The sequence below is a fragment of the Amycolatopsis melonis genome (assembly GCF_040064235.1).
Taxonomy (GTDB): Bacteria; Actinomycetota; Actinomycetes; order Mycobacteriales; family Pseudonocardiaceae; genus Amycolatopsis; species Amycolatopsis melonis.
In genome coordinates this window covers 179,717-191,132 of the sequence record NZ_JBDZYD010000019.1, presented here as the reverse complement: position 1 = coordinate 191,132, position 11,416 = coordinate 179,717, and the positions used below count along the sequence as shown (strand labels likewise).

Below are 11,416 nucleotides of genomic sequence, written 5' to 3'. Positions count from 1 at the left end.
GAGTTGACCAGCTCGACCGCGTCACGACGGAACTGCTCCGGATACTTCGACCTGCGAGACACCAGGACATCCTCCCTCCAGACCACTGTCTGGAATCAAGGTGTCCGGCCCCAGGGGGCAACTCCACACGGGTGATGCCCGCCCAATCACACGTGATGCCCGTCGGGTCAGGACGGGGGTGGGGCCGTGCTGGAACGGACCACCAGTTCCGTCGGGACGCTCACCGGTTCGCCCGCTTCCGCGCCTGTCTCGATTTCCTTCAGCAGGGCCGAGACCGCGTGGCGGCCGACCGCCTCGAACGACTGGCGGATCGTCGTGAGCGGGGGCCAGAAGTGGGCTGATTCGTCCATGTCGTCGAACCCCACCACGCTCACCTCCTCCGGCACGCGACGGCCCGACTCGTGCAACGCGCGCAGCAGGCCCAGCGCCATCTGGTCGTTCGCCGCGAAGATCGCCGTCACCGTCGGGTCGGCCGCCAGGCGCAGGCCTGCCTGGTAGCCCGACTCCGGGGACCAGTCTCCGACCGACACCGGGGGTACCTCCCGGCCCTCCTGCTCCAAAGTGGACTGCCAGGACCGGCGGCGGCGCTCGGCCGAGTACGACTGGGGCGGGCCCGCGATGTGCCAGACCGTCTCATGCCCAAGCGACAGCAGGTGCCGGGTTGCCCGGGCCGCTCCGTCGGCCTGGTCGGTGTCGACGATCGGGTAGTCGTAGCGGGCGCTCGAGTCGATCACCACCACCGGCAGTCCCTGCGGCAGTTCGATTTCGCTCTGGTCGAGCTGGTGCTGCTCGATGAGGATGATGACGCCGTCGACCGCCTGCTCGTTCAGCTTGCTGAACGCCCCCGTCACCTCGCCCTGCGTCGGGCGGGTCACCGGCATCAGGATGATCGAGAACCCCTCCGCGACGACCGCCGCCGCGATGGCGTCGAGGGTGCGGCTGTTGCCGAACGTCGGCAGTGCCGAGATGATCACGCCGATGCTGCGGAACTGGCCGTTGCGCAGGGCTCTTGCCGCGCTGTTGGGCCGGTAGCCGATCCGGCGCATGGCCGCCAGCACCCGCTCGCGGGTGGCGTCGTCGACGTTCGTCTTCCCGTTGGCGACCCGCGAGACCGTCTGGCCCGACACCCCCGCCTCCTTGGCGACGTCCGCCATCGACGGCCCCCGGCGCCGGGCGGACGTGGTCGCTGTGTGGCGCGGCACGGTCACTCCTTGGTGTCCTGGACATGTTTACGTCAACAAGTTACTCTGCGGCCGTCCATGTTGACGTAAACATCTCGCCGGGTCCACACCCGGCGTGCGCGATCACCCGGAGAGACGATGACGTCCACAGCCGCACCGCCCGTCCCCGTGCCGGCGCGCCCGGCACCGAGGGCCCGCCGGGCCCGGCGGAACTGGCGCGGCTGGCTCTTCGTCGCGCCGTTCATGCTCGTGTTCGTGCTGACCTTCATCGCGCCGGTCGTGTACGCGTTCGTCCTCAGCCTCTTCCGCGACCAGGCCTTCTTCGGCGGCACGGTGTTCGTCGGCGCCGACAACTACACGCAGGTGCTGGCCGACCCGAAGTTCTGGGAGGCCTTCCGGCGGGTGCTGGTGTTCCTGGTCGTGCAGGTGCCGATCATGCTGCTGCTCGCGCTGGTCGCGGCACTGGCCATCGACAGCGCCCGGCTGCACGCCGCCGGCTTCTTCCGGATCGTGATCTTCCTGCCGTACGCGGTGCCCGCCGTGGTCGCCGCGCTGATGTGGGGCTTCATCTACGGCGACCACTTCGGACTCGCCGCGGACCTGAACCACCTGTTCGGCACCGACGCGATCAAGCCGCTGTCGCCGAACTGGCTGCTCACCTCGATCGGCAACATCGTCACCTGGGAGTTCGTCGGCTACAACATGCTGATCTTCTACTCCGCGCTGAAGGTGATCCCCAAGGAACTGTTCGAGGCCGCCGCGATCGACGGCGCCGGCACGTTCCGCACCATCCTGTCCGTCAAGATCCCCGCGATCCGCGGTGCCATCGTGGTCGCGACGATCTTCTCGATCATCGGCAGCTTCCAGCTGTTCAACGAGCCGAACATCATGCGCAACCTCGTGCCGAACACGATCGGCACCTTCTACACGCCGAACATGTACGCCTACAACCTGTCCTTCAACGGGCAGCAGTACAACTACTCCGCCGCGGTCGCGATCGTGATGGGCGTGATCACCGCGGTCATCGCCTACGTCGTGCAGCTGCGCGGCTCCCGGAAGGGGATGTGACGTGGCGACGTTCTCGGTGACGCGGCCCCGCAAGTCGCGCGTGCTCACGGCGGGGATGGCGCTGTACCTGATCTACACCCTGCTTCCGCTGGTGTGGCTGGTGATCAACGCGTCGAAGACGCAGCCCGCGCTGTTCTCGACCTCGGGACTGTCGTTCGGTGGCCCGTTCGCGCTGTTCGACAACATCGGCCAGACGTTCACCTACAACGACGGGATCTTCTTCCGCTGGCTGGGCAACACCCTGCTGTACGTCGTGGTGGGCGCCGGTGGCGCGACGATCTTCGCGACCGCGGCGGGCTACGGGCTGGCCAAGTACCGCTTCCCCGGCCGCCGCGGGGTGTTCGCCGTCGTCCTCGGGGCCGTGGCCGTGCCGCCGACCGCGCTGGCCGTGCCGACGTTCCTGATGTTCAGCAAGCTCGGGCTGACCAACACGCCGCTCGCGGTCATCATCCCGTCGCTGATCAGCCCGTTCGGCCTGTACCTGATCTGGGTCTACGCCGCCGACGCCATCCCCGACGAGCTGCTGGAGGCGGCGCGGATCGACGGCGCGGGCGAGCTGCGGATCTTCCTCACCGTGACGCTGCGCCAGCTGGTCCCCGGGATCATCACGGTCGCGCTGTTCACCATGGTCCAGACCTGGAACAACTACTTCCTCCCGCTGATCATGCTCAGCGAACCCAAGTGGTACCCCCTGACGGTCGGGCTCAACCAGTGGAGCGCGCAGGCCAACGGGGCCGGCGCCCAGCCGATCTTCAACCTGGTGCTCACCGGGTCGCTGCTCACGATCATCCCCCTTGTCGTCGCTTTCCTGCTCATGCAACGGTTCTGGCAATCGGGCCTGAGCGCGGGCAGCGTCAAGCAGTAGCCGCCGTCACACCGCCGTGAAGGGACATTCGATGTCAAGATTCCGCACCCACGCCAAGGCGGCCGCCGCCGTGGTGCTGGCCGCCGCGCTGGCGGTCGGCTGCTCCTCCGGGGGCACGTCGTCCGCGCCCGCCGCCGCCACCGGCACGCAGGACGCGGTCGACGCCGCGCTGAAGGCCGGCGGCGAGATCACCTACTGGAGCTGGACGCCGTCCGCCAAGGACCAGGTGGCCGCGTTCCAGAAGGAATACCCGAACGTCAAGGTCAACTACGTCAACGCGGGGACCAACAAGGAGGAGTACACCAAGCTCCAGAACGCGATCAAGGCAGGCTCGGGCGCGCCCGACGTCGCGCAGATCGAGTACTACGCCCTCCCGCAGTTCGCGCTGACCGACTCGCTGGTCGACCTGAACTCCTACGGCTTCGGCTCGTTCGAAAAGGACTACAGCGCCTCGACGTGGGCGCAGGTCAAGAACGGCAACGGGCTCTACGGCCTGCCGCAGGACTCCGGCCCGATGGCCCTGTTCTACAACAAGGAGGTCTTCGACAAGCACGGCATCGCCGTGCCGAAGACCTGGGCCGAGTACATCGAAGCGGCGAAGAAGCTGCACGCCGCCGACCCGACCAAGTACATCACCTCCGACACCGGTGACCCCGGGTTCGTGCTGAGCATGATCTGGCAGGCGGGCGGGCGCCCGTTCACCGTCGACGGCCGGAACGTGAAGGTCAACTTCGGTGACGCGGGCACGAAGAAGTGGACCGCGATGTGGGACCAGCTGATCCAGGGCAAGCTGCTCGCCCCGGTCAAGGAGTGGTCCGACGACTGGTTCCGCGCCCTCGGCGACGGCACCATCTCCTCGCTGGTCACCGGCGCCTGGATGCCGGGCAACTTCATCTCGTCGGTGCCCGGTGGGGCCGGCAAGTGGGCCGTGGCGCCGATGCCGACCTACGACGGCCAGCCGGTCACCGCGGAGAACGGCGGCAGCACCCAGTCGGTGATCAAGCAGAGCAAGAACCCGGCGCTGGCCGCGGGGTTCGTGCGCTGGCTCAACCACGCCGGCGGCGTCCAGCCGTTCATCAAGAGCGGCGGCTTCCCGTCCACCACGGCCGACCTGAACTCGCCCGCGTTCGTCGACGAGGCCGTGCCGTACTTCGGCGGCCAGAAGATCAACCAGGTGCTGACCCAGGCGTCGAAGGACGTCGCGAAGGGCTGGACCTACCTGCCGTACCAGACCTACGCCAACAGTGTCTTCAGCGACACCGCGGGCAAGGCCTACCTGAACGCCACGCCGCTCGACGCGGGGCTGGCGGCCTGGCAGCAGGCCATTGTGGACTACGGCAACCAGCAGGGCTTCACGGGCCGCGCGGATGGACCTCCCACAGCGAGGGCGCCGGGGGCGGGTAATCCGGCCCGGTCCCGCGTCGCCTCTTCGGTTCCTTCGTCGAGCACATGGGCCGGTCCGTCTACACCGGACTGTACGAGCCCGGTCACTCCACTTCGGACGACCGCGGCTTCCGCGGTGACGTCCTGGACCTGGTCCGGGAGCTGGGGCCGACCGTGCTCCGCTACCCGGGCGGCAACTTCGTCTCCGGCTACCGCTGGGAAGACGGTGTCGGGCCGGTCGCCGACCGGCCCGTCCGGCTGGACCCGGCGTGGCACAGCGTGGAGTCCAACCGCTTCGGCCTGCACGAGTTCGTCGCGTGGGCCGACGCCGCGGGTGCCGAGGTGATGTACGCCGTCAACCTCGGCACCCGCGGTATCCAGGAAGCCGCCGACGTCCTGGAGTACTGCAACCACCCGGGCGGCACGGAACTGAGCGAGCGGCGGCGGGCCAACGGCGCCGACCGCCCGTTCGGCTTCAAGCTGTGGTGCCTGGGCAACGAGATGGACGGCCCGTGGCAGATCGGCCACAAGACGGCCGAGGAGTACGGCCGCCTCGCCGCCGAAACCGCCCGCCTGATGCGGATGATCGACCCGGACGTCGAGCTGGTGGTCGCGGGCAGCTCGCACGCGGACATGCCGACGTTCGGCTCTTGGGAGCGCACGGTGCTGCGCCACACCGCGGAACTGGCCGACCACATCTCGCTGCACGCCTACTACCAGGAGCTGCACGGCGACACCGACAGCTACCTCGCCAGTGCCGCCGCGCTGGACCGCTACATCCGCACCACGGCCGGGGTGATCGACGAGACGCTGGCGGAACTGGACCTGGACAAGAAGATCGGCATCAGTGTCGACGAGTGGAACGTCTGGGACCTGCGCCGCTGGAACGAGGTCGACCAGCAGGCACTCGCCGAGGGCGGCTGGCGGGAGCACCCGCGGATCATCGAGGACACCTACACCGTCACCGACGCGGTGGTGGTCGGCTCGCTGCTGAGTTCCCTGCTGCGCAACGTCGACCGCGTCACCATGGCCAACCAGGCCCAGCTGGTGAACGTCATCGCGCCGATCCGCACCGAGCCCGGCGGCCCGGCCTGGCGCCAGACGACGTTCCACCCGTTCCAGCGGGTCGCCGCGCTGGCAGGCGGGGCGAGCCTGCGCCTGGCCGTCGAGGGGAAGCGCCTGCGTACCGCGCAGCACGGCGAGGTCGACCTCGTCGACGCCGCCGCGACGGTCGAGGAGTCCGGGCGCGGCGCGGTGTTCCTGACCAACCGCGCCACGGCGTCGCCGACCGAGGTCCGGATCCGCCTGCGGGGCGCCCGCTTCGGCGTCTACGCGGCGGAAACCCTGACCACACCGGACGGTGAGACGCGCCACGCCGTCAACACCGCCGACTCACAACCGGTCCGGCCGGTGCCGCTGCCCGGCGCCGCCGCGACGTCCGATCCCGGGGGGACCACGATCACCGTGACACTGCCACCGCTGTCCTGGAGCGTGCTCCAGCTGGCCCCGCAGGCGGGCCCGCATGCCTGAGTTCGCCATCGGGGAGAACGACTTCCTGCTCGACGGGCGCCCGTTCCGCATCCTTTCCGGTGCCCTGCACTACTTCCGGGTGCACCCGGACCTGTGGGCCGACCGGATCGACAAGGCGCGCCGGATGGGGCTCAACACCATCGAGACGTACGTCGCGTGGAACGCGCACGCCCCCGAGCCGGGCACGTTCGACCTGACCGGCGGGCTCGACCTGGACCGGTTCCTGCGCATGATCGCCGACGCCGGGATGTACGCGATCGTGCGGCCCGGCCCGTACATCTGCGCCGAATGGGACAACGGCGGCCTGCCCGCGTGGCTGTTCCGCGACCCCTCGGTCGGGGTCCGCCGGTACGAGCCGAAGTACCTGGCCGCCGTGCGCGAGTACCTGACGAAGGTGTACGAGATCGTCGTCCCGCACCAGATCGACCGCGGGGGACCGGTGCTGCTGGTCCAGGTGGAGAACGAGTACGGCGCGTTCGGCGACGACAAGCGCTACCTGAAAGCGCTTGCCGACCACACGCGCGACTCCGGCATCACCGTGCCACTGACCACAGTGGACCAGCCGACGCCGGAGATGCTGGAGGCGGGCAGCCTGGAGGGCCTGCACCGCACCGCGTCCTTCGGCTCCGCCGCCGAGGCACGCCTGGCCACCCTGCGGGCCCACCAGCCGACCGGGCCGCTGATGTGCAGCGAGTTCTGGAACGGCTGGTTCGACCACTGGGGCGCGCACCACCACACGACCTCGGCCGCGGAATCGGCGGCCGAGCTCGACAAGCTGCTCGCCGCGGGCGCGTCGGTCAACCTGTACATGTTCCACGGCGGCACCAACTTCGGCCTCACCAACGGTGCCAACGACAAGGGCGTCTACCAGCCGCTGATCACCTCCTACGACTACGACGCGCCGCTGGACGAAGCCGGTGATCCGACGCCGAAGTACCACGCGTTCCGCGACGTGATCGCCCGCTACCACAAGGTGCCCGACACGGTCCCGCCGCCTGCCCGGCCCGCGCCGACGCCGTCTTCGGTGCTGCGCGACCCCGTCCGGCTGCTCGACGCCCCGGACCGCTGGGGCATCTGGGAGTTCCACGAGGAGCTGCCCGCGTTCGACGACCTCACGCCGATGCCGAAGCTCGCGCTGCTGCGCACCAGGGTCGAGGGCGACCGGCCGGGCGTGCTCGCCTTCGGCGAGGTCCGCGACCGCGCCACGGTGTTCTTCGACGGTGCCCCGGTGGGCACGCTGGCCCGCGACCACCACGAGCGCGCGCTCGCCCTGCCGCGCGCGACCGGCGAGCTGCTGGTGCTGGTCGAGGACCAGGGCCGCGTCGACTACGGCCCGCGCATCGGCGAGGCGAAGGGCATCATCGGCGGGGCCACGCTGCACGGCGAACCGCTGACCGGCTGGGACGTGCTGCCACTGGACCTGGCGGAGCTGCCGTCGCTGCGTCCGGCACAGCCGGAGTCCGTCGCGGGCGCCGTCGCCGGCCCGGTGCTGATGCGCACCGAGATCGACGTCGACGAGCCTGCCGACCTGTTCCTCGACACCGGGGAGTGGGGCAAGGGCATGGCTTGGCTCAACGGGTTCGCGCTCGGCCGGTACTGGCGGCGCGGTCCACAACGGACGTTGTACGTGCCGCGCCCGGTGGTCCGGGCCGGTGCCAACGAACTCGTCGTGCTCGAACTCGGCACGATGCTCGACCCCGCGGCCCGGTTCGTGCCGCGGCCGCTGCTCGGCCACACCGAGGCCTGAGAAATCCCCACCGCACCGAAGGGCAGTTCGACGATGAACCTGCGGCGTTTGCTCACCGTCCTTTGTGTACCGATTGTGGCGACCGGACTGGCGGCCGTGCCCGCGGAAGCGGCCACCACCGTCACGGTCAAGCCGGATCCGACCTACCGCCAGCAGCCGTTCGACGGCTGGGGTTCCAGCCTGGCCTGGATGGCCGAGGCGACCGGCGGCTACCCCGACGCCATCCGGAACAAGCTGGCCGACATGGTGTTCGGCCCCGATGGCCTGAACCTCAACATCGCCCGGTTCAACGTCGGCGGCGGCAACGCCCCCGACGTCCCGCCGTACCTGCGCGCGGGCGGCGCGGTGCCGGGCTGGTGGAAGGCCCCGGCGGGCACCACCCGCGCCGACAAGGACTGGTGGACCCCCGGCGACCCGGCCGAGTTCGACCCGAAGGCCGACCCCAACCAGCGGTGGTGGGTGAGCAAGATCAAGAACCGCGTCACGAAGTGGGAGGCGTTCAGCAACTCGCCGCCGTACTTCCAGACGGTCTCCGGCTACGTCTCCGGCGGCTTCAACGCCACCGACGAGCAGCTGCGCAGCGACAAGATCGGTGACTTCGCCGCGTACCTCGCGCAGGTCGTCAAGACGCTGGAAAGCGCGCACGGCATCAGGTTCGCGTCGGTGAACCCGCTGAACGAGCCGAACACCAACTACTGGAAGACCACGCTCGGCGCCGACGGCAACCCGACCGGCGGGCGGCAGGAAGGCGCGCACATCGGACCGGCCGTCCAGGCGCAGCTGATCCCGGCGATGGACGGCGCGCTGAAGGCGGCGGGCTCCCGGGCGATCGTCTCCGCGCCCGACGAGACCAACCCGGACATCTTCGCCGCCGACTGGAACGGCTGGTCGGCCGAGGCCCGCGCGGCGGCGGGACGGCTCAACGTGCACACCTACGGCACCGGCAACCGCCCGGTCCCGCGGGACATCGCCAAGGGCGCGGCGAAGCCGCTGTGGATGAGCGAGGTCGGCGGCAGCTGGCTCGACCGGCAGGACTTCACGAACATGGACCCGGGCCTCGGGCTGGCCAAGCAGATCACCGACGACCTGCGCCTGCTCGAACCGAGCGCGTGGATCAGCTGGCAGCCGATCGAGGACTACAACAACATGAAGCCCGGCGGGGAATCCGCGGCCGGGATGAACTGGGGCGAGATCCAGGTGCCCTTCGACTGCCCGGCGACCGCGACGCTGGAAACCTGCCAGATCAAGACGAACACGAAGTACAACACGATGCGCAACTTCACCCACTACATCAAGCCGGGCGACCGGCTGATCGGGGTGAACGACACCGCGTCGACGGCCGCGATGCGCGGCGAGGACCTGGCCACGGTCGTGCACACCAACGCGGGCACCGACGACCAGGACGTCACGCTGGACCTGTCCGGGTTCCGCAACATCCGGCCCGGCGCTTCGGTGACGCCGGTCGTCACCGACGTCAACGGGGCGCTGCAGCGGGGCAAGCCGGTGAAGGTGACCGGCGGCAAGGCGACGCTGCGGGTGCCGGCACGCTCGGTGACCAGCTTCCTCGTCAACGGCGTCTCCTCGACGGCGGCCGGCACGGGCATCGGCTCGGGCACGCCGTTCACCTTCACCGGCGTGCAGAGCGGCAAGTCGCTCTCGGCCGAGAACGGCACGCTGGTGCAGCGCACGACGGACGCCTCGGCGGCCGCGCAGCAGTGGACGCTCACCGACCGCACGGGCCGCTACGGCAACCGCGACCGCTTCACCATCACCAACGTGGGCACGGGTCAGGTGCTCAGCACGTCCGGCGGCGCGGTGACGCTGGCCGCGCCGGGCACGTGTGACCTCGCCGCCCAGTGGACGCTGTCCACCACCGGCGACGGCACCTGGACGTTCGTCAACGCGGCGAGCGGCCAGCTCCTCGACGTCACCGGCGAGTCCCGCGACGACGGCGCGCGCATCGGCCTGTACAAGCCGACCAACGGGCCGAACCAGCGCTGGCAGGCCGTCGCCCGCTGACAACGTCGCTGAAGGCCACCATCAGGGCATTGGACGCCCTGATGGTGGCCTTCGCGGCTTTCAGGCGGGTTTGAGCGGGTCGTGGCCGATCGACATCAGGCGTCGTCGCCAGTGGGCCTCGCCCGCGGTGGGTTCCAGGTCGTCACGGCGTTCCGCGTGGACGCGGTCGACCACCTTGCGCATCACGCCGGCGTCGCGGTCGTCCACGTCGGACCGGCGTTTGCGCAGGATGGCCAGCACCTGGTGGCCCGTCGGCGGGCCCGCCTCGCCGGGCAGCGGCTCGGTGTCCTCACCCGCGTCCCGGGTGCGCAGCCAGTCCTCCAGCTCGCGCGAGGTCATGTTCACCACGCGGTGGAACTCCGTCCAGAGATCGTCGTCAACAGCCGGATTGTCCATCCTCACCGGCTACCCGGCGCGGCCGACGGCAAACCGGGCGCCCGCGGCCGGTAGAGTTCACCCGGACCCGTTGAAACGCCAGCGGTGGTCTCGGTTGACGCTGCTGGCGAGCTCATCCCCGTGCTCGCCGCTTGACGCATGGGAGGGGTGGGCCTTGCCGACCACTGGCGACGGCATGGCGGAGCGGGTCGACGAGCTGAACGCCGTCCTGGCGGATCTCGTCGGGGTCCTCGAATCGGTGTCGGACACGCCGGGCCTGCTCGACGCGGTGTGCGGGGAAGCGGTCCGGGTGGTCCCGGACGCGGACCTGGCCAGCATCATGGTGGTCCGCGACGGCGTGACGCAGACCGCGGCCTTCACCGACGAACGCGCCCGGCAGATGGACGACGTCCAGTACGCCGCAGGCGACGGTCCCGGCCTGCTCGCGGCGCTGACGGGCGAGGTCGTCCGCGTGGCGGTCGACGAAACGGGCGACCGGTGGCCGGAGTTCGTCGCCGCGGCCAAGGAACTGGGCGTAGGCAGCTACCTGGCGGTCCCGCTGCGCGTGGACGACACGCTGGTCGGCGCGATCACGCTGTTCGGCTTCGGCGCGCACGGCTACCACGAGTTCGACACGAAGGTGCTGCGCCTGTTCACCCTGTGCGTGGAGACGGTCCTGCGCCTGACCCGCCGCTACCGCGAGGCACGAAGACTGGCCGACGAACTCCGCAACGCAATGGAGACCCGCGCGGTGATCGAGCAGGCGAAGGGCATGCTGATGCTGATCCACCGCGTGAACGAGGACGCGGCGATGCAGCGCCTGATCGTGGAGTCCCAGCACACGAACATCAAGCTCCGCGACGTCGCGGCCCGCTTCACGAAGCGAATGAGCTCGGCCGACGGCCCGCGCCGGACCTGAACAACGCCCCGAGCCCGTCCCGCACCGGCGCCTCGCCGGCCCGCGCCAGCGCGTCCCACACGGTGACGGCGGTGGCGGTGAGCACCGGCTTCCGCAGCCGCTCTTCGAGCCCGGAAAGCAGCGGCGTGGTGTGCAGGGCGGTCTCGGGAACGAGCACAGCCTGGGCGTCCCGGTGGTCGGCGGCGACGGCGAGAGCGGTGATCCGCGGTCCGTCCCACGCGGCGGCTACCGGTTCTCCACGGGCGGCGCAGAGCACCTTGCGCAGGCCGGACGGGATCTCGAAGTCCAGCGCCCCCAATGTGGCGTTCGGTGCGTCAGATGCACCCAAC

The 11,416-nt window shown here is 70.0% G+C and carries 9 protein-coding genes and 1 pseudogene; 7 read left to right on the top strand and 3 right to left on the bottom strand.

The features are described 5' to 3' along the window. Positions 1 to 167: 167 nt before the first annotated feature. The gene (locus ABJI51_RS40310) at positions 168 to 1,208 is read right to left on the bottom strand and encodes a LacI family DNA-binding transcriptional regulator (RefSeq protein ID WP_348956442.1); all 1,041 of its coding nucleotides are present in this window, start codon (positions 1,206 to 1,208) and stop codon (positions 168 to 170) included. A gap of 111 nt (positions 1,209 to 1,319) precedes the next feature. Here ABJI51_RS40310 and ABJI51_RS40305 point away from each other — a divergent pair, with 111 nt between their 5' ends. The 6 genes and pseudogenes from ABJI51_RS40305 (at position 1,320) to ABJI51_RS40280 (ending at position 9,793) form a co-directional block, all read left to right on the top strand. Beyond that, the gene (locus ABJI51_RS40305) at positions 1,320 to 2,249 is read left to right on the top strand and encodes a carbohydrate ABC transporter permease (RefSeq protein WP_348956441.1); all 930 of its coding nucleotides are present in this window, start codon (positions 1,320 to 1,322) and stop codon (positions 2,247 to 2,249) included. 1 nt (position 2,250) lies between these two features. Continuing rightward, complete coding sequence (locus ABJI51_RS40300; protein ID WP_348956440.1) at positions 2,251 to 3,114, top strand: carbohydrate ABC transporter permease; 864 nt, start codon at positions 2,251 to 2,253, stop codon at positions 3,112 to 3,114. Positions 3,115 to 3,145: 31 nt separating this feature from the next. Beyond that, positions 3,146 to 4,471: pseudogene (locus ABJI51_RS40295) on the top strand (ABC transporter substrate-binding protein); the annotation flags it as partial. 92 nt (positions 4,472 to 4,563) lie between these two features. Further along, positions 4,564 to 6,027: an alpha-N-arabinofuranosidase gene (locus tag ABJI51_RS40290; RefSeq protein ID WP_348956439.1), complete on the top strand. Its 1,464-nt coding sequence runs from the start codon at positions 4,564 to 4,566 to the stop codon at positions 6,025 to 6,027. Next, on the top strand, positions 6,020 to 7,774 hold the full coding sequence (locus tag ABJI51_RS40285; protein ID WP_348956438.1) for a glycoside hydrolase family 35 protein: 1,755 nt from the start codon (positions 6,020 to 6,022) through the stop codon (positions 7,772 to 7,774). Before ABJI51_RS40290 ends, ABJI51_RS40285 begins: the two co-directional genes overlap by 8 nt. Positions 7,775 to 7,849: 75 nt before the next feature. Further along, positions 7,850 to 9,793, top strand: coding sequence for a glycoside hydrolase (locus tag ABJI51_RS40280; RefSeq protein WP_348956437.1), 1,944 nt, complete (start codon positions 7,850 to 7,852; stop codon positions 9,791 to 9,793). Between the two features lie 60 nt (positions 9,794 to 9,853). Here ABJI51_RS40280 and ABJI51_RS40275 read toward each other — a convergent pair whose 3' ends face one another. Further along, positions 9,854 to 10,189 carry a DUF3140 domain-containing protein gene (locus ABJI51_RS40275; RefSeq protein WP_348956436.1) on the bottom strand — a complete coding sequence of 112 codons (336 nt, stop codon included), beginning with the start codon at positions 10,187 to 10,189 and terminating at the stop codon, positions 9,854 to 9,856. Positions 10,190 to 10,364: 175 nt separating this feature from the next. On the opposite strand from ABJI51_RS40275, the gene ABJI51_RS40270 reads away from it, so the two are divergent. Beyond that, positions 10,365 to 11,087, top strand: coding sequence for an ANTAR domain-containing response regulator (locus ABJI51_RS40270; RefSeq protein WP_348956445.1), 723 nt, complete (start codon positions 10,365 to 10,367; stop codon positions 11,085 to 11,087). On the opposite strand, the gene ABJI51_RS40265 is transcribed toward ABJI51_RS40270, so the two are convergent. After that, on the bottom strand, positions 11,044 to 11,415 hold the full coding sequence (locus ABJI51_RS40265; RefSeq protein WP_348956435.1) for a hypothetical protein: 372 nt from the start codon (positions 11,413 to 11,415) through the stop codon (positions 11,044 to 11,046). The two genes, ABJI51_RS40270 and ABJI51_RS40265, sit on opposite strands and share 44 nt — an antisense overlap. Position 11,416: the final 1 nt, after the last annotated feature.

Excerpts from the sequence above, each read along its gene's own strand:
- ABJI51_RS40305 (WP_348956441.1), top strand. The coding sequence starts at position 1,320 with ATGACGTCCACAGCCGCACCGCCCGTCCCCGTGCCGGCGCGCCCGGCA.
- ABJI51_RS40290 (WP_348956439.1), top strand. The coding sequence starts at position 4,564 with ATGGGCCGGTCCGTCTACACCGGACTGTACGAGCCCGGTCACTCCACT.
- ABJI51_RS40285 (WP_348956438.1), top strand. The coding sequence starts at position 6,020 with ATGCCTGAGTTCGCCATCGGGGAGAACGACTTCCTGCTCGACGGGCGC.
- ABJI51_RS40275 (WP_348956436.1), bottom strand. The coding sequence starts at position 10,189 with ATGGACAATCCGGCTGTTGACGACGATCTCTGGACGGAGTTCCACCGC.
- ABJI51_RS40270 (WP_348956445.1), top strand. The coding sequence starts at position 10,365 with ATGGCGGAGCGGGTCGACGAGCTGAACGCCGTCCTGGCGGATCTCGTC.